This is a genomic window from Citricoccus nitrophenolicus (assembly GCF_047305825.1).
Lineage (GTDB): Bacteria > Actinomycetota > Actinomycetes > Actinomycetales > Micrococcaceae > Citricoccus > Citricoccus nitrophenolicus.
In genome coordinates, this window is record NZ_CP063070.1 from 211,753 (window position 1) to 228,862 (window position 17,110).

At 69.4% G+C, this 17,110-nt stretch carries 16 protein-coding genes; 11 read left to right on the top strand and 5 right to left on the bottom strand.

Going from position 1 to position 17,110, the window contains the following annotated elements; translation table 11 throughout:
* The 11 genes from IMT31_RS01020 to secG all read left to right on the top strand — a co-directional run bounded on the left by IMT31_RS01020 (nucleotide 1) and on the right by secG (nucleotide 10,856).
* The gene (locus IMT31_RS01020; RefSeq protein WP_413543471.1) at nucleotides 1-681 is read left to right on the top strand and encodes an HAD hydrolase-like protein; all 681 of its coding nucleotides are present in this window, start codon (nucleotides 1-3) and stop codon (nucleotides 679-681) included.
* Between the two features lie 74 nt (nucleotides 682-755).
* Nucleotides 756-1,454, top strand: coding sequence for a lysophospholipid acyltransferase family protein (locus tag IMT31_RS01025; protein ID WP_345361506.1), 699 nt, complete (start codon nucleotides 756-758; stop codon nucleotides 1,452-1,454).
* A gap of 42 nt (nucleotides 1,455-1,496) precedes the next feature.
* Complete coding sequence (uvrC, locus tag IMT31_RS01030; RefSeq protein ID WP_345361503.1) at nucleotides 1,497-3,494, top strand: excinuclease ABC subunit UvrC; 1,998 nt, start codon at nucleotides 1,497-1,499, stop codon at nucleotides 3,492-3,494.
* 37 nt (nucleotides 3,495-3,531) lie between these two features.
* Nucleotides 3,532-4,425, top strand: coding sequence for an RNase adapter RapZ (rapZ, locus tag IMT31_RS01035; RefSeq protein WP_345361500.1), 894 nt, complete (start codon nucleotides 3,532-3,534; stop codon nucleotides 4,423-4,425).
* Nucleotides 4,426-4,435: 10 nt separating this feature from the next.
* Nucleotides 4,436-5,476: a uridine diphosphate-N-acetylglucosamine-binding protein YvcK gene (locus IMT31_RS01040; protein WP_345361497.1), complete on the top strand. Its 1,041-nt coding sequence runs from the start codon at nucleotides 4,436-4,438 to the stop codon at nucleotides 5,474-5,476.
* 83 nt (nucleotides 5,477-5,559) lie between these two features.
* A complete protein-coding gene (whiA, locus tag IMT31_RS01045) occupies nucleotides 5,560-6,549 on the top strand; it encodes a DNA-binding protein WhiA (protein ID WP_345361494.1) in 990 nt (329 codons plus the stop codon).
* A gap of 134 nt (nucleotides 6,550-6,683) precedes the next feature.
* Nucleotides 6,684-7,307: a superoxide dismutase gene (locus IMT31_RS01050; protein ID WP_413543472.1), complete on the top strand. Its 624-nt coding sequence runs from the start codon at nucleotides 6,684-6,686 to the stop codon at nucleotides 7,305-7,307.
* 126 nt (nucleotides 7,308-7,433) lie between these two features.
* Nucleotides 7,434-8,438: a type I glyceraldehyde-3-phosphate dehydrogenase gene (gene gap, locus IMT31_RS01055; protein WP_345361488.1), complete on the top strand. Its 1,005-nt coding sequence runs from the start codon at nucleotides 7,434-7,436 to the stop codon at nucleotides 8,436-8,438.
* 54 nt (nucleotides 8,439-8,492) lie between these two features.
* On the top strand, nucleotides 8,493-9,740 hold the full coding sequence (locus IMT31_RS01060; protein ID WP_413543473.1) for a phosphoglycerate kinase: 1,248 nt from the start codon (nucleotides 8,493-8,495) through the stop codon (nucleotides 9,738-9,740).
* 1 nt (nucleotide 9,741) lies between these two features.
* Entirely contained in the window at nucleotides 9,742-10,557 is an 816-nt protein-coding gene (tpiA, locus tag IMT31_RS01065; RefSeq protein WP_345361482.1) for a triose-phosphate isomerase, read from the top strand.
* Between the two features lie 47 nt (nucleotides 10,558-10,604).
* Entirely contained in the window at nucleotides 10,605-10,856 is a 252-nt protein-coding gene (gene secG / locus IMT31_RS01070; RefSeq protein WP_345361479.1) for a preprotein translocase subunit SecG, read from the top strand.
* A 95-nt stretch (nucleotides 10,857-10,951) separates the two neighbouring features.
* Here the strand turns inward: secG and pgl are convergent, their stop codons facing one another.
* From pgl to tal, 5 genes are read right to left on the bottom strand one after another with little or no spacing between them, the layout of a single operon-like run.
* Entirely contained in the window at nucleotides 10,952-11,791 is an 840-nt protein-coding gene (gene pgl, locus IMT31_RS01075; RefSeq protein ID WP_413543474.1) for a 6-phosphogluconolactonase, read from the bottom strand.
* Nucleotides 11,781-12,722 (bottom strand): glucose-6-phosphate dehydrogenase assembly protein OpcA, encoded by a 942-nt coding sequence (locus IMT31_RS01080; protein WP_413543475.1) that lies wholly within the window; start codon nucleotides 12,720-12,722, stop codon nucleotides 11,781-11,783. The genes pgl and IMT31_RS01080 overlap by 11 nt, the downstream gene beginning before the upstream one ends.
* Nucleotides 12,722-14,278 (bottom strand): glucose-6-phosphate dehydrogenase, encoded by a 1,557-nt coding sequence (gene zwf, locus IMT31_RS01085; RefSeq protein ID WP_413543476.1) that lies wholly within the window; start codon nucleotides 14,276-14,278, stop codon nucleotides 12,722-12,724. The genes IMT31_RS01080 and zwf overlap by 1 nt, the downstream gene beginning before the upstream one ends.
* Nucleotides 14,271-15,968, bottom strand: coding sequence for a glucose-6-phosphate isomerase (locus tag IMT31_RS01090; RefSeq protein WP_413543477.1), 1,698 nt, complete (start codon nucleotides 15,966-15,968; stop codon nucleotides 14,271-14,273). The genes zwf and IMT31_RS01090 overlap by 8 nt, the downstream gene beginning before the upstream one ends.
* Entirely contained in the window at nucleotides 15,965-17,080 is a 1,116-nt protein-coding gene (tal, locus tag IMT31_RS01095) for a transaldolase (RefSeq protein WP_413543478.1), read from the bottom strand. The genes IMT31_RS01090 and tal overlap by 4 nt, the downstream gene beginning before the upstream one ends.
* Between the last annotated feature and the right edge of the window lie 30 nt (nucleotides 17,081-17,110).

Here is a 17,110-nt window from a genome sequence, read left to right on the forward strand (position 1 = left end):
GTGATCCTCTTCGACCTCGACGGCACCCTCGTGGACCCGGCCGGATCCATCACCGGGGGCATCGCCGCATCACTGCAGCTCCACGGACTGCCGGTGCCCGCGCCGGAGCAGTTGCACACGCTCGTCGGCCCGCCGCTACGTGAGGGACTGCGATCCCTCGGGGGCGTCACCGAGGACAACCTTCCAGCCATCATCCGGGACTATCGGGACGGTTATCGTCGCCACGGCATGGCCGCGAGCAGCGTCTACCCCGGGGTGCGGCAGGCCCTGGACGAGCTGCGCGCCGAGCACCGGCTCGTGGTGGCCACCTCCAAGCCGCAGTCGTTGGCCCGCCAATTGCTCCGCACCCAGGACCTCGAGCGGTACTTCACGGCCGTCTGCGGCTCCGACGACGACGAGACCGCGCCGGTGCCGGAGCACGGCACCAAGGTACAGGCGATGGCCGAGGCCCTGGCCGCCGTCGGGCATCCGGGTCGGGCCGTGATGGTGGGGGACCGGCACTTCGACCTTGACGGGGCGGCCCACCACCGCATCCCCGGGATCGGGGTGCTCTGGGGATTCGGCAGCCGGGCCGAGCTCACGCGGGCCGGTGCCACCTCGCTGTGTGAAGACCCCGCAGGACTCGCGGTGCGGTGCCGGGACCTGTTGCGCTACGGACGCCGGGACCGTCCGGCACTATGATGGATCCGGTCCGCGGCCCGGTCCGCGGCACCAACGGCAGAAATCAGCAGGAACCAGCAGGGGAGAAGACGGATATGGCGACCAGCGAAGCCGTGCGCACGGGAATGCGCACCCTGGTCAAGGTCACCTGCCGGCCCACCATCACCGGCCTGGAACACGTGCCGGACACGGGCGGGTTCATTGTGGCCAGCAATCACCTGTCCTTCCTCGACTCCGTGATCCTGCAGGCCATGATGCCGCGCATGGTCCACTTCTTCGCCAAGGCGGAGTACTTCACGCAGCCCGGGCTCAAGGGCCGTGTCATGAAGGGCTTCTTCGAGTCCGTGGGCTCGATCCCCGTGGAACGCCACCAACAGGCCGCGTCCGTGGCCGCCCTGGATCTGTTGGTGGAGCATCTGGAGTCCGGCACCGGCGTCGGCATCTACCCCGAGGGCACCCGCAGCCGGGACGGCCGCCTCTACAAGGGCCGGACCGGGGTCGGCTGGCTGGCCCTGGCCACCGGGATGCCGGTGGTCCCGGTGGGACTGCGCGGGACGGAGCGTCTCCAGCCCCCAGGCTCGAATCGCTTCACACCGCACCGGTTCTCCCTCACGGTGGGCCCGCCGCTGCGATTCGAGCATCTGGGCCGCAAGCATCCGCTGCCCCCGCGCCGGCAGGCCACCGCGGAGATCATGGACGCCATCGCCGCCCTCTCCGGGCAGGAACGCGTCCCGGCCTACAACACCCCCGTCCACGGCGGCGCGGACCAGTCCCCGCCGCCGACCCACTCGTGAGACCGGCCGTGAAGCCGGCAGTGAACCCGGCGGTGACGTCCCGTGGCTGATCCCGCCACCTATCGGCCGAAGCCCGGCGAGATCCCCACCTCCCCAGGTGTCTACCGGTTCCGCGATCCGGACGGGCGGGTCATCTACGTGGGCAAGGCCAAGAGCCTGAGGTCCCGGCTGTCCTCCTACTTCCAGGACCCGGGTGGGCTGCATCCCAAGACCCGGGCCATGGTGTACACGGCCGGTTCCGTGGAGTGGACCGTGGTCGGTTCCGAGTTGGAGGCCCTGCAGCTCGAGTACACCTGGATCAAGCAGTACACGCCGCGGTTCAACATCATGTACCGGGATGACAAGTCCTATCCCTACCTGGCCGTGACGATGAACGAGAAGTACCCGCGGGTGCAGGTCATGCGCGGGGACAAGCGCAAGGGCGTGAAGTACTTCGGCCCCTTCCACCCGGCCAAGGCCATCCGCGAGACGGTGGACCTGATGCTGAGGGTGTTTCCGGTCCGCACCTGCTCCTCCGGGGTCTTCCGCCGGGCGGAGCTCTCCGGCCGGCCATGCCTGATGGGGTACATCGACAAGTGCGCGGCGCCCTGCGTGAACCGGATCAGCCCGGAGGACCACCGCAAGCTGGCCCAGGACTTCTGTGACTTCATGGCCGGGGACGCGCAGGTCTACATCCGGCGTCTGGAGGCCCAGATGAAGGAGGCCGTCACAGAGCTGCGCTACGAGGACGCGGCACGGAGGCGGGATGACATCGCGGCGCTGAAGCGGGTCTTCGAGCGCAACGCCGTGGTCCTGTCCGAATCCACGGAAGCGGACATCTTCGCCTTCTCCGAGGATGAGCTGGAGGCCGCCGTCCAGGTGTTCCACGTCCGTGAGGGCCGCATCCGTGGCCAGCGCGGCTGGGTGGTGGAGAAGGTCGAGGACGTCTCCGCGGCCACCATGGTGGAGCAGCTCCTGGAGCAGGTCTACGGCTCCCTGGAGGACACCAGCCGCATCCCGCGCGAGGTCTTGGTGCCGCAGCTGCCGGACAATGCGGAGCAGGTGGCGGCCCTGCTGACGGGCATCCGCGGGGCGAACGTGGATCTGCGCGTCCCGCAGCGCGGGGACAAGAAGGCCCTCATGGGCACGGTGCAGGAGAACGCGGACCTGGCCTTGAGGCTGCACAAGTCGCGCCGATCCGGTGACCTGACCACCCGGTCTGCCGCCCTGCGGGAGCTGCAGGAGGCCCTGGAGCTGGACGAGCCGCTGCTGCGGATCGAGTGCTATGACATCTCGCACGTCTCCGGCACCAACGTGGTGGGGTCCATGGTGGTGGTGGAGGACGGGCTGCCCAAGAAGTCGGACTATCGCAAGTTCAGCGTGACGGGGGAGGCCGCGCGGGATGACACCGCCGCCATGCGTGATGTGCTGACCCGCCGGTTCCGCCACTATCTGGAGGACCAGGAGCGCAGCGGCACCTTCGCCTCGGGGGAGATCGAACCGGAGGACCCGGCCGACGGCGGCGCGGCACCCGCCGCTGACGGCGACCGGTCGTCGTCGCGCCGGTTCGCCTATCCACCGTCCCTTGTGGTGGTGGATGGCGGGCCGCCGCAGGTGGCGTCCGCGGCAGAGGCCCTGCGGGACCTGGGGGTCACGGACGTGCCGGTGGTGGGCCTCGCCAAGCGCCTCGAAGAGCTGTGGCTGCCGGGCGACGAGTTCCCCCTCGTGCTGCCCCGGGCCTCTCAGGGGCTCTACCTGCTCCAGCGCATCCGGGACGAGTCCCACCGCTTCGCGATCACCTTCCACCGGGCCAAGCGCGGCTCGTCCATGGTGTCCTCCGCACTGGATGGAATCGAGGGCCTCGGCCCGTCCAAGCAGAAGGCCCTTCTGAAGCACTTCGGCTCGGTCAAGCGCATCCGCGCGGCCACTGTGGAGCACCTGCAGGAGGTCAAGGGCATCGGCCCCTCCCTGGCGGAGACCATCCACACGGCGCTGCGGCCCGAGGCCGGACCCGAGGCCGGACCCGGCGTGAACCTGACCACCGGTGAGATCCTGGACTGAGCGAACCCGCCCCCGTGAAACTGGGTAGTCTGGATGCATGAGCGACGGCCTGACCCCGGTGAAACCCCCAACCTCCGAAGTCCTCATCGTCACGGGCATGTCCGGTGCGGGGCGCACCACCGCCGCACACGCGCTGGAGGATCACGGCTGGTACGTGGTGGAGAACATCCCCCCGCAGCTGTTCGGCACCCTGACGGACCTGGTCGGCCGGTCCCCGGAGGCGATCCCCCGGCTGGCGCTCGTGGTGGACGTCCGGTCCAAAGAGCTGTTCGCGGACATCCAGGAGGCACTGGAGCAATTGCGCGCCCAGGGCGTCGACTACCGGGTGCTGTTCCTGGACGCGAGTGACGACCTGCTGGTGCGCCGCTTCGAGTCCGCCCGCCGCCCGCATCCGCTGCAGGGCTCGGGCCGCATCCCGGATGGCATCGCCGCCGAGCGCCTGCTGCTGCGAGAGCTGAAGGAGCAGGCCGAGATCGTGGTGGACACCACCGGCAAGAACGTCCACACGCTCGCCACCACCATCACGGAGCTGTTCACCGAGTCGGGGCCCATCGTGCTGCGCCTGAACGTCATGAGCTTCGGCTTCAAGTACGGCCTGCCCCAGGATGCCAACTTCATGGCGGACGTCCGGTTCCTGCCGAACCCGCACTGGGTACCCGAGCTGCGTCCCTTCACCGGACAGGACGCGGAGGTCTCGGACTTCGTCCTCCAACAGCAGGGGGCCGCCGAGTTCGTGGACCACTACCTGGCGGCCTTGCTCCCGGTGCTGGAGGGCTATCGACGTGAGAACAAGCACTACGCGACGTTCGCCATCGGGTGCACCGGCGGCAAGCACCGCTCGGTGGCCATGGCCGAGGAGCTCGGCCGACGCCTGGGACAGCAGCCCCGGGTGAGCGTCAAGGTCCTGCACCGGGACCTGGGCAGGGAATGACGAGCCGGTCATGAGCAGCCACTTCACGGGCCAACTACCACTGGCACCCAGTTCCCTCCCCGCCCCGGGACAGCCGGCTGGAACCTATGACCCCACCCTCCGGGTGGCCGCCCTGGGCGGGGGGCACGGCCTCTCCGCGACGCTGCGCGCCCTGAGGCTGATCGCCGGGGAGATCACCGCGGTCGTCACGGTGGCGGACGACGGCGGGTCATCCGGGCGCATCCGCGAGGAGATGGACGTCCTGCCGCCGGGCGATCTCCGCATGGCGCTGGCCGCGCTGTGTGACGACACGGACTGGGGCCGGACCTGGCGGGACGTCATGCAGCACCGGTTCACGTCCAAGGAGGGGACGGGTGCGACCCTGGACAATCACGCCCTCGGGAACCTGCTCATCGTGGCCCTCTGGGAACTGCTCGGGGACCCCGTGGGCGGGCTGCGCTGGGCCGGGGCCCTGTTGGGCGCGCGCGGGCAGGTCCTGCCCATGTCCACCGTCCCCCTGACCATCTCCGGGACCGTCCTGTCGGAGAGCGAGGGCGGAGAACTGGTGCGGCGCACCGTGACGGGGCAGTCCAGGCTGGCTGCAGCGGGGAAGAACAGCCGCGTCGCCCACATCCGGGTGGATCCGGAGGACGCGCCGGCCTGTGTGGAGTCCCTGGAGGCGATCGAACTCTCGGACTGGGTCGTGCTCGGCCCCGGCTCCTGGTACACCTCCGTGCTCCCGCACCTGCTGCTGCCGGAGCAACGTGAGGCGCTGGTGCGGACTCCCGCGCGTAAGGCCCTGGTGATGAATCTCACCACGGATACCTCGGAGACGTCAGGCATGAACGCCACGGATCATCTGGAGGTCATCCACCACTACGCCCCCGACCTGCGGTTGGACTGTGTCATAGCAGATCAGAGGGCGGTCCAGGACGTCCGGGGCTTCGAGGAGGCGGCCGCCCGGCTGGGCGCGGACGTACTGTTTAGTAAGGTTGGTGCCGGTTCCGGGACCCCCGTGCACGACCCCCTGCGATTGGCTCTGGCTTTTCAGGAGGCCTTCAAAGGCTACTGATACGGTCATCGTCGTCCCGTCCGCCCGGTCCACAGCCCGGGCGGCAACCACCCCGACAAGCGAAAGATGTGAGGCGAGGCGCGATGGCGTTGACTGCGGCCGTGAAAGAGGAATTGGCCCATCTCGGGATCAAGAGCTCTTCCGAACGAAAGGCCGAGGTCTCGGCCATGCTGCGGTTCGCTGGCGGCCTGCACATCATCTCCGGACGGATCGTGATCGAGGCGGAGCTGGACCAGGCGGCCACGGCCCGCCGGCTCCGTGCGGCCGTCGCGGAGGTCTACGGTCACGGCAGCGAGATCATCGTGGTCTCCGGGGGCAACCTGCGCAAGGGCAGCCGCTACGTCATCCGGGTCATCCGGGACGGGGAGTCGCTGGCCCGCCAGACCGGCCTGCTGGACGTGCGCGGCCGCCCGGTTCGCGGCCTTCCCCCCATGATCGTGAACGGATCCGTGGCGGACGCCGAGGCGGTCTGGCGCGGCGCGTTCCTCGCTCACGGTTCCCTGACCGAGCCGGGCCGGTCCTCCTCACTGGAGGTCACCTGCCCAGGGTCCGAGGCCGCCCTGGCACTCGTGGGGGCCGCCCGCCGGCTCGGGATCTCCGCCAAGGCCCGTGAGGTGCGCGGAGTGGACCGTGTGGTGATCCGGGACGGGGACGCGATCTCCGCACTGCTGACCCGGATGGGTGCCCACGACACCGTGCTGGTGTGGGAGGAACGCCGCACCCGCAAGGAGGTCCGGGCCACGGCCAACCGGCTGGCCAACTTCGATGACGCGAACCTGCGCCGCTCGGCCCAGGCCGCCGTGGCCGCGGGCGCACGCGTGGAGCGCGCCCTGCAGATCCTCGGGGAGGAGGTCCCGGACCACCTCAAGTACGCCGGCCAACTCCGCGTGGAGCACAAGCAGGCCTCCCTGGACGAGCTCGGACGCCTCGCCGACCCGCCCATGACCAAGGACGCCATCGCCGGGCGGATCCGCCGCCTGCTGGCCATGGCGGACAAGCGCGCTCAGGATGAGGGACTCCCCGCGACGGACTCGGCCCTGCCGATCGGCTCCTCCGACGCCGAGTTCGAGTGAACCTTCCGGCTCTGAGCGGAACCTGTGGCCAGTGACCCCGGTGGCGTGCTTAGGATGGGAGGCGAGGACCCAGTGAGGGTCCGCATCACGGCCCGGTGACCCGGGACCGGACATCTGTCCCTCAAGGAGGAAACATGGCTGAATTCACCCTGCCGGAACTGGACTACGACTACAGCGCGCTGGAGCCGCACATCTCCGCGAAGATCATGGAGTTGCACCACTCCAAGCATCACGCGACCTATGTCAAGGGCGCCAACACCGCCCTCGAGAAGCTGGCCGCAGCCCGCGAGGCCAATGACTTCGGCTCCATCAACCAGTTCTCGAAGGATCTGGCCTTCAACCTCGGTGGCCACACCAACCACTCGATCTTCTGGAAGAACCTCTCCCCGAACGGTGGCGACCGGCCCGAGGGCGAGCTCGCCGCCGCGATCGACGAGTTCTTCGGCTCGTTCGAGAAGTTCCAGGCCCACTTCACCGCCGCTGCACTGGGCATCCAGGGCTCCGGTTGGGCCGTGCTGGCCTACGAGCCGATCGGTGGCAACCTCGTCATCGAGCAGTTCTACGACCAGCAGAACGGTGTGCCGGTGGCCACCATCCCGCTGTTCCAGCTGGACATGTGGGAGCACGCCTTCTACCTCGACTACCAGAACGTCAAGGCGGACTACGTCAAGGCCATCTGGAACATCGTGAACTGGGCGGACGTCTCCGCCCGCTTCGAGGCCGCCCGTTCCGGCGCCTCCAAGCTCGTCACCCTCTGATCCGGTGACCTGTTGACGGGTCGGCCGGCCCTGCGGCCGGCCGACCCGCTGCATGTCTGATCCCGTCCACACTCCGATTGATGTTCTGCTGACTGTTTGATGTTCTTCTGACTGAAAGGCACCACCGTGACCAGGATTGCCATCAATGGATTCGGCCGCATCGGCCGCAATGCCCTGCGCGTCATCGAACAGCAGGGACTTGACCTCGAGATCGTCGCCGTCAACGATCTCGCCGACGTCGAAGACCTGTTCTACCTCCTCAAGTACGACACGGTGCTGGGCCGATACGCCCACGACCTGCAGCTGGTGGACGGCAACATCGTGGCCGACGGCAAGACCATCAAGGTCTTCGCGGAGGCGGACCCGGAGAAACTGCCCTGGGCGGAGCTCGGTGTGGAGGTCGTGGTCGAGTGCACCGGCCACTTCACCAAGGCCGAGGGGGCCCGCAGACATCTCGACGCCGGGGCGCGGAAGGTGGTCGTCTCCGCCCCGGGCAAGGGCATGGACGGCACCTTCGTGATGGGCGTGAACGACGAGTCGTATGATCCGGCGACCATGGACATCGTCTCCTCGGCGTCCTGCACCACCAACTGCCTCGCGCCGATGGCCAAGGTCCTGCATGAGTCGTTCGGGATCGTGGACGGCATCATGACCACGATCCACGCCTACACCGGCGGCCAGAACCTCCAGGACGGCCCGCACAAGGACCGCCGCCGCGCCCGTGCCGCTGCGCAGAACATGGTCCCCACCTCCACGGGAGCCGCCAAGGCCATCGGCGAGGTCATCCCGGAGCTGAAGGGCAAGTTGGACGGCTTCGCCATGCGCGTGCCGATCATCACCGGATCCGCCACCGACCTCACGGTCGAACTGGAGCGGGAGGCCTCGGTCGAGCAGGTCAACGCGGCCTTCGAGGCGGCTGCCGGAACCCCGGCGCTGCGTGGCCGGCTCGTCTACAGTGTGGACCCCATCGTCTCCTCCGACATTGTGACCTCCCCGGCGGCCTGCACCTTCGATGCCCCGCTGACGAAGTCGATGGGCAAGACTGTGAAGATCATCGGCTGGTATGACAACGAATGGGGCTTCACCTGCCAGCTGATGGACCTGACCGCGCTGGTCGGCTCTAAGCTGTAGGCCGGTGGGACCGCCCCACCTGACCCTGATTCCCCTCACCGGAAGGCACTGTGCATGACCGCCAAGACCCTTGACGACCTGCTGGAGTCGGGCGTGGCCGGACGCCACGTCTTCGTCCGCTCCGACCTCAACGTGCCGCTTGAGGACGGTGCCGTGACGGACGACGGCCGCGTCCGCGCCTCGTTGCCGGTCATTACCGAGCTGGCCGATGCCGGCGCACGCGTGGTCGTCATGGCACACCTCGGCCGGCCGAAGGGTGAGGTGGATCCGAGGTACTCCCTGGGGCCGGTGGCCGAACGCATGGCGGAGCTGGCCGGTCGCGAGGTGCGGCTGGCGTCCGACGTCACCGGGGAGTCGGCTCGTCAGGAGGCCGCAGCCCTGACCGACGGCGGCATCCTGCTGCTCGAGAACGTCCGATTCGATGCACGCGAGACCTCAAAGGACGACGCCGAACGGGCCGGGCTGGCCGCCGAGATGGCCGCACTGGCGCAGGGGAGCGACGGGGCCGGAGGGGCCTACGTGGATGATGCCTTCGGCGCGGTGCACCGCAAGCACGCGTCCGTGTATGACATCGCAGCCGTGCTGCCGTCCTACCAGGGCCGGTTGGTCACGCGTGAACTCAACGTGCTCTCTCGGCTGACTGGTGCCCCGGACCAGCCCTACGTGGTGGTCCTCGGCGGCTCCAAGGTGTCGGACAAGCTGGCGGTGATCGACAACCTGATGGAACGCGCCGACGCCCTGCTGATCGGTGGCGGCATGCTGTTCACCTTCCTCAAGGCCCAAGGTCATGAGGTCGGCGCGTCCCTCCTGGAGGAGGACCAGATCCCGGTGGTCAGCCAGTACATGAAGCGCTCGGAGGCCGGCGGCTGCCGGATTGTGCTGCCGACGGACATCGTGATGGCCTCGGCCTTCTCGGCCGACGCCGAGAACGAGGTCCTGCCCGTGGAGGCACTCACCTCCGGTGACCACGGGGCATCGGCCCTCGGGCTGGACATCGGACCGGAGACCCGGGTTTCCTTCGGTGAGGAGATCCGCCGGGCCCACACCGTGTTCTGGAACGGGCCCATGGGTGTCTTCGAGTTCGAGCCCTTCTCCCACGGCACCCGCACTGTGGCACAGGCGCTGACCGAGTCCTCCGGCCTCACCGTGGTGGGCGGCGGGGACTCCGCGGCAGCCGTGCGGACCCTCGGGTTCAACGATGACCAGTTCGGTCACATCTCCACGGGCGGCGGCGCCTCCCTGGAGTACCTCGAGGGCAAGTCCCTGCCGGGCATCGAGGCTCTGGAAGGACAGGAGGCCTGAGATGACCTCCAAGACGGACGGCAGCTATGACCGCACCCCGCTGATCGCGGGGAACTGGAAGATGAACCTGGACCACCACCAGGCCGTGACCCTGGTGCAGAAGCTCACCTGGACCCTCACGGACGCGGATCACGACTTCGACGAGGTCGAGGTGGCGGTGTTCCCCCCCTTCACCGACCTGCGCAGCGTGCAGACGCTCGTGGCGGGGGACCGTCTCCCACTCGGTTATGGCGCACAGGACCTCTCGGCCGAGGACTCCGGGGCCTACACCGGGGAGATCTCCGGTCAGTTCCTGGCCAAGCTCGGATGCACCTATGCGCTGGTCGGACACTCCGAGAGGCGCACTCTGCATGGTGAGGACGACGCTCTGGTGGGGCGCAAGCTCACCGCCGCCCTGCGCCACGGGATCGCGCCGATCCTCTGTGTGGGCGAGGGCCTGGAGGTCCGCCAGGAGGGGCGTCAGGTGGAACACACCCTGGCCCAACTGCGGGGCGCCCTCGAGGGACTGACGCCGGACCAGCTGGCCGGGCTCGTGATCGCCTATGAGCCCGTCTGGGCCATCGGGACCGGCGAGGTCGCCGGCCCGGAGGATGCCCAGGAGATGGCCTCCGCGCTCCGCGCCGAGCTGGCGACGCTGTTCGGCACGGAGACCGCTTCCGCACTGCGCCTGCTCTATGGCGGTTCGGTGAAGTCCTCCAACGTCGCGTCCATCCTGCGGGAGAAGGACGTGGACGGGGTCCTCGTGGGAGGCGCCAGCCTGGACGAGGGCGAGTTTGCTAGCATAGTGAGGTTCGAGCATCACCTCCTGACTGACTGATCACCTCCGGTGACCGACCGACTGAACGCCGTACGGAAAAGAGTGACGTGGACGTCCTGACCCTCATCCTGCAGATCGCCCTGGCCGCCATCAGCGTCCTGCTGGTTCTGCTCATCCTCCTGCACAAGGGCCGCGGCGGCGGCATGTCGGACATGTTCGGCGGCGGCGTCACCTCGTCGCTGGGTGCCTCGGGCGTGGCCGAGAAGAACCTGAACCGACTCACCATCACCCTGGGCGTGACGTGGGGCGCGATCGTGGTGGCCCTCGGCCTGATCATGCGCTTCTCCCAGGACTTCTGAGCACGGACAGGACTTCTGAGCACGGCTCCCCCTCTGGTCTCCTCGGAGACCAGAGGGGGAGCCCGGTATCGCCACCTGGGCCCACCGTCGGCCGGTCAGTTTCCGGCAGCGGCCTCGTCCAGCCACCACGTGGTGGCCATACGTCCCGAGACCACTGAGGCCGGCCACCGGGCCGCGTCGGTGCTTCTGTGGTCCCGGGCCCGCCGGACCTCGCCCACGGCCTCGGCCTTGTCCGTGCCGGCCACCACGAACCACACTCGCTCGGCGGTGTTGAGGGCCTCCACGGTCAGGGAGAGTCGTTGTGGCGGAGGCTTGGGGGAGTCGGTCACCGGGATGACGGTGGCTCCCACGGCCAGGGGCCCCGGCCGTCCGGGGAAGAGGCTGGCCACGTGCGCATCGGGGCCGACCCCCAGGAGGACCACGTCGAAGACGGGGAGCCGGCGATCCACGCCGCCCCCGTCCCGGTCAGTCTCCGAGTTCCGCACCCGCGCCCGGGAGAGCAGCTCCGCCGCGTAGGCGTCCGCCGCCTCACCCGGCGCGCAACCAGTGGCTGCCGGCATCGGGTGGACGTTCGCCGCCGGCATCCGCACCGGGCCCGACGGGTCCGTCAGGCGGTCCAGCAGCGCCCGGTGGGCCTGCACCTCATTGCGCTCCGGGTCGCCCACGGGCAGGAAGCGCTCGTCACCCCACCACAGGTGGACGCGGGACCAGTCCGGCGCTGTCACCGCTGCCTGGCCGGCGGCCTCCGGCTGCTCCGCGGTCTCCAGCAGCTCCGCCACAGCGGTCAGGATGCCGGTGCCGGTGCCGCCGCCCGTCAGCACGGCGGAGGCCTCACCGCGGAGTTTCACGGCGGCGGCCAGGACCTCCAGCAATTCCGTGGCGGCCTGCCGGCACAGTGCTTCCCGGTCGGGGAACAGGCGTGTCTCATCGCTCACTGGGCTGCACCGCCTTCAGATCGGTCAGCGGCAGCCCGTTGACCACCACATCACCGAACACCTCGTCCGGGTCCAGCCGGCGCAGCTCCTCGGCGAGGCAGTCCTGGTCACTGCGCTTGGGCAGGGAGATGTGCTGGACCGGACGGCCCTGCTGATAGAGGGAGGCCACGTCGCCCGCCGGCCGTGACAGCACCACATCGCCTGCGCGGCGCCGCAGCCGCACGGAGCGCATCCCCTGGCCGGCCTTGGAGTGGGCCATGGTGACGGGCACGCCGAGGCACCGGGTGAGCCAGGCCGCCAGGAGCAGGGTGGAGGGGGAGTCCTCGGCCCCGTCCACGGTGACGGAGAGGATCTCGGAGGCCTCCAGGCCGTCCAGGATCGCGGCCAGCTGGATGCGCCAGCCCGTCAACCGGGTCCAGGACAGGTCGGTGTCCCCTGCGTGGTAGGTCTGGCGCAGGTGCATGAGCGCCTGTCGGGGCCTGGCCGCGGTGGCCGTGTCCGTGATGCGCCGGTGGGCCATGCTGCCCAGGGCGGACTCGGCGGGCACGGCCGGGGCCCCCTGGGGCCACCAGACCACGATGGGGGCGTCCGGCAGCAGCAGGGCCCCGATGAGGGTCTCCGACTCCTCGGCGTTGGAGCCGGATCCATAGAGGATGACCACGTCGGAGGCCCCTGCATCTCCGCCCACGCGGATCTGAGCGTCCAGTCGTGTCTCGGCGACAGGGTCGCCTGCGGCCAGGACGATGATCTGGCAGGGGTGCTCCCGGCTGGCCAGATTGGCGGCCCGGATGGCCTCCTCGGCATGCCCCGGCGTGGTGGAGATGACCAGCGTCAGCACCCGGCCGAGGGTCACCACGCCGCCGGCCTCCCGGAGGCGGTTCATCTCCTTGGCGATCTGGGAGGTGGTGGTGTCATGGACATCGATGATCATCAGGGCCTCCTCCAGACACGGCCGTCGCGGGCCATCAGTTCGTCCGCGGCCTCCGGGCCCCAGCTGCCGGGGGCGTAGGGCTCGGGCTGGCCCGCCAGTGAGGCCCAGTACTCCTCGAAGGGGTCGAGGATGGCCCAGGACAGCTCTACCTCAGCCTGCCGGGGGAACAGCGGGGGCTCTCCCAGGAGCACGTCGAGGATCAACCGCTCATAGGCCTCGGGGCTGTCCTCGGTGAAGGCGTGACCGTACCCGAAGTCCATCGTCACGTCCCGGACCTCCTGCTGGGTCCCGGGGACCTTGGACGCGAAGCGGATGGTGACCCCCTCGTCCGGCTGCACGCGGATCACGATGGTGTTCTGTCCGAACTCGTCCTCCTCGTGACCCGGGAAGAGCAGGTTGGGTGCGCGCTTGAGCACCACGGCGATCTCGGTCACGCGCCGGCCCAGGCGTTTGCCGGCCCGGAGGTAGAAGGGCACCCCGTCCCACCGCCGGGTGCGGATGCCGAGCTTGAGCGCCGCATAGGTCTCGGTGGTGGAGGCCGGGTTGAAGCCCTCCTCCTCGAGGAAGCCGGTCACCTTCTCGCCGCCCTGCCAACCCCCGCGGTACTGGCCGCGGGCCGATGAGGCGCCCAGGCCGTCGTCGTCCACGGGGACCTCCACGGCGGCCAGCACCTTCTCCTTCTCGGCGCGCAGGTGGTCTGCGTCGAAGGAGATCGGCTCCTCCATGGCGGTCAGCGCGAGCAGCTGCAACAGGTGGTTCTGGATGACATCGCGGGCGGCGCCCACGCCGTCGTAGTAGCTGGCACGCCCGCCGATCCCGATGTCCTCGGCCATGGTGATCTGCACATGGTCCACATGGTTGGAGTTCCACAGTGGCTCGAAGAGGCGGTTGGCGAACCTCAGGGCCAGGATGTTCTGGACGGTCTCCTTGCCGAGGTAGTGGTCGATCCGGAAGACGGCATCCGGCAGGAAGACCTGCTCGATCACGTCGTTGAGCTCGCGCGCACTGGCCAGATCGTGGCCGAACGGCTTCTCGATCACCACGCGGCGCCAGGGGCGGTCCGAGGTGTCGTGCTGCCGCCCGGCCAGGCCGTGGTCGGCCAACTGCTGGCTGACCTCCTCGAACCAGTCCGGTGGGATGGACAGGTAGTACACGGTGTTGCCGGCCGTGCCGCGGGAGACCTCGAGACCGCTCAGTGTCTCCCGGAGGTCCTCGTACGCGGCCGAATCATCGAAGCCACCGGAGACGAACCGGAAGCCGCCGCGCAGCTGGTCCCACACGGTGTCATTCCAGCCGGTCCGGGCCGACGACTCCACGGAACTGCGCACGTAGTCCGTGAACTCCTCGTCACTCCACTCGCGGCGTCCGAACCCGATGAGGGAGAATCCCGGCGGCAACAGCCCGCGGTTCGCCAGGTCGTAGATGGCCGGCAGCAGCTTCTTGCGGGCGAGGTCACCGGTGACACCGAAGAGCACGAGGGCTGAAGGTCCGGCGATCCGGGTCAGCCGCCGGTCTCGCGAGTCCCGCAGGGGATTGGTGCGTGAGGATTCAGGCATCCGAGCCGTTCGCTCCGTTCACCGCATGCAGGAGCGCGCCGACTCCCTCGGTCCGTTCGGTGAGGTGCAGTCGGATCACGGGCCGGCCGTGTTCGCGCAGCACGGAGGCGTCGCCGGCGGCCTGTGCGGACAGCAACTGGCCGAAGGTGAAGGGCCGTCCTGGGATGTCGAGATCAAGGTCCGAATCAGCCGTGATCTGCAGGAACACGCCCTCCGGCGCGCCGCCCTTGTGGTATTGACCGGTCGAGTGCAGGAACCGGGGGCCCCACCCGAAGGTGACGGGCCGGCCGGAGCGTGCGGCCAACGCATCCCGCAACACCTCCAGCTCGGTGTAGCCGAGCCGGTCCAGATAGGCCTGAACCGCCAGATAGCCGCGATCCGGCACCAGCTGGGACACTGCGTCCAACACCGCGGCCAGGTCGCCCCCGCCTCCGGCCTGCACGACGGCGGCTGGTCCGGAGACCTGCACGGCACCGATCGCGGTCTCCGGCTCGGCCTGGAAGCTCCCACCGGCCGTGGCGTCGAGCAGTCCACGGGTGGCCGTCTTCGCGGCCTCCACGTCCGGCTGGTCGAAGGGGTTGATGCCCAGGATGCGCCCGGCCACGGCGGTGGCGAACTCCCACAACAGCAGCTGGGCGCCCAAGGACCCGAAGACCTCGATCGCGTGGTGGGACGAGGCTCCGGTGGCCCCAGAGCCGTCCGACGCGCCCGAACCGTCTGGGCGGTCGAAGGACTCCTCGCGGTCCTCGGGATCGGACACGAGGCGGATCTGGAGGAGATCCCCGGCGTCCGAGCGCGTCTCCGGGTCGCCCGCGTCCACCACCACGGGCAGCACACCGGTGCCCTCCTTGCCGGTGGACTCGGCGATCAGCTGTTCGGCCCAGGAGCCGAAGCCGACCATTCCGGAGGCCTCGTCGGAGATGATGAGCTTGTTGCGCAGCGGGTCCGTGCCGGCCATCGCTGCGGCCAGCTGCAGCCCGGGGTTGTCCGTGTCATCGGTGGACAGGACCTCACGCGTCTCCTCGGCGTCGTCGAGCAGCGCGGCGATGTCCACCCCGGCCAGGCCCGTGGGCACCAGGCCGAAGGCGGTCAGCGCCGAGTAGCGTCCGCCCACGGTCGGATCGGCTGTGAAGACGTGCCGGTAGCCGGACTCGCGGGCCGACTGCTCCAGAGGGGAACCCGGATCGGTGACCACCACCATGCGCGATCCGGGCTCCAGGCCCGCGTCCGTGAAGGCCTGCTCGAACACTCGGCGCTGCGAGTCGGTCTCCACGGTGGAGCCCGACTTCGAGGACACCACCAGGATGGTGTCCGTGACGCCGGCGGCCAGGACGTTGCCCACCATCTCGGGGTCGGTGGAATCCAGGACGGTGAGGGACCGGCCCGCGGTGGCGGCGATGACCTCGGGGGCCAGCGAGGACCCTCCCATCCCGGCCAGTACCACGCGGTTGATCCCCTCGGCGGCGAGTTCGGTGCGCAGTGCCTCGATCTGCGGCACGAGGGCGCGCGAGTCCTCGAAGGGATCCATCCACCCGAGCCGCCGCGAGGACTCCTCCTCCGCCTCCGGACCCCAGAGCGTGGGGTCCTGAGCGGACAGCCGGCTGGCGACCTCGGCCTCCACCAGGGCCGGGACGTGGCGGTCGATCGCCGCGAGGGCGTCCCCGGTGGCCTGCAGTCCGAGCGCGCTCATGAGGCGTCCTTGATCGCGGTGCTGACGGTCTGCAACAGCTCCTGCCAGCTGGTGACGAACTTCTCCACGCCCTCGGCCTCCAGCACGGCCACCACGTCGTTGTAGTCCACGCCCGCGTGACCGATCGCGTCGAGGACACGGTCGGCCTCCTCATAGCCGGCGGTGATGGTGTCCCCGGTGACCTCCCCGTGGTCCGCGAGGGCCTCCAGTGTCTTCTCCGGCATGGTGTTGACCGTCTCAGGGGCCACCAGCCCGGTGACGTAGGCCGTGTCCGGCAGGGCCGGGTCCTTGGTGCCGGTGGATGCCCAGAGCGGCCGCTGGGCGTGAGCCCCGGCCGCCTCCAGGACCCGCCAGCGCTCCGTGTCCAGGGTCTCGGTGTAGATCCGGTAGGACAGACGGGCGTTGGCCAGTCCCGCCTGTCCGGTCAGGCCCTCCGCTCCCTCGGATCCGGACTCGCGCAGGCGGCGGTCCACCTCGGAATCCACCCGGGAGACGAAGAAGCTTGCCACCGAGTGCAGGGTGGACAGGTCGATGCCGGCCGCGTGGGCCTGTTCGAGACCGAGCAGCCAGGCGTTGAGCACCTCGCGGTAGCGGGACAGGGAGAAGATCAGGGTCACATTGACGCTGATGCCCGCGGCCAGGGTGGCGGTGATGGCCGGCAGGCCCTCCTCGGTGGCCGGGATCTTCACCAGCACGTTCGGCCGATCCACGGCCTTCGCCAGCGCCTGGGCCTCTTCCACCGTCCGGGTGGCGTCCCGCGCGGACCGGGGGTCCACCTCGATCGAGACCCGCCCGTCCACACCGCCGGTGGCCTCGTAGACGGGTGCGAAGACGTCACACGCCGCCTGGACGTCCTGCGTGGTCAGCTCGAAGACGGCACGGTCCACGTCCGCGCCGTCCGCGGCCAGGTGGGCCAGTTGCTCGGCGTAGGCCTGGCCGTCCTTCAGGGCGGCCGCGAAGATCGACGGGTTGGTGGTGACGCCGGTGACTGACCGGGTCTCGATCAGCTCGACGAGGTTGCCCGTGGCGATGCGTTCGCGGGACAGGTCATCGAGCCAGATGGACACACCGGCCTCTGTCAGTGCACGGGTGTTCGGGTTCTGTTCGGTCATCGCTGCTCCCTGGGTCCGGGTGTTGCTGGG

Coding starts and splice junctions, on each gene's coding strand:
- IMT31_RS01025 (WP_345361506.1), top strand. CDS start 756: ATGGCGACCAGCGAAGCCGTGCGCACGGGAATGCGCACCCTGGTCAAG.
- rapZ (WP_345361500.1), top strand. CDS start 3,532: ATGAGCGACGGCCTGACCCCGGTGAAACCCCCAACCTCCGAAGTCCTC.
- IMT31_RS01040 (WP_345361497.1), top strand. CDS start 4,436: ATGAGCAGCCACTTCACGGGCCAACTACCACTGGCACCCAGTTCCCTC.
- whiA (WP_345361494.1), top strand. CDS start 5,560: ATGGCGTTGACTGCGGCCGTGAAAGAGGAATTGGCCCATCTCGGGATC.
- IMT31_RS01050 (WP_413543472.1), top strand. CDS start 6,684: ATGGCTGAATTCACCCTGCCGGAACTGGACTACGACTACAGCGCGCTG.
- IMT31_RS01060 (WP_413543473.1), top strand. CDS start 8,493: ATGACCGCCAAGACCCTTGACGACCTGCTGGAGTCGGGCGTGGCCGGA.
- tpiA (WP_345361482.1), top strand. CDS start 9,742: ATGACCTCCAAGACGGACGGCAGCTATGACCGCACCCCGCTGATCGCG.
- IMT31_RS01080 (WP_413543475.1), bottom strand. CDS start 12,722: ATGATCATCGATGTCCATGACACCACCACCTCCCAGATCGCCAAGGAG.
- zwf (WP_413543476.1), bottom strand. CDS start 14,278: ATGCCTGAATCCTCACGCACCAATCCCCTGCGGGACTCGCGAGACCGG.
- IMT31_RS01090 (WP_413543477.1), bottom strand. CDS start 15,968: ATGAGCGCGCTCGGACTGCAGGCCACCGGGGACGCCCTCGCGGCGATC.
- tal (WP_413543478.1), bottom strand. CDS start 17,080: ATGACCGAACAGAACCCGAACACCCGTGCACTGACAGAGGCCGGTGTG.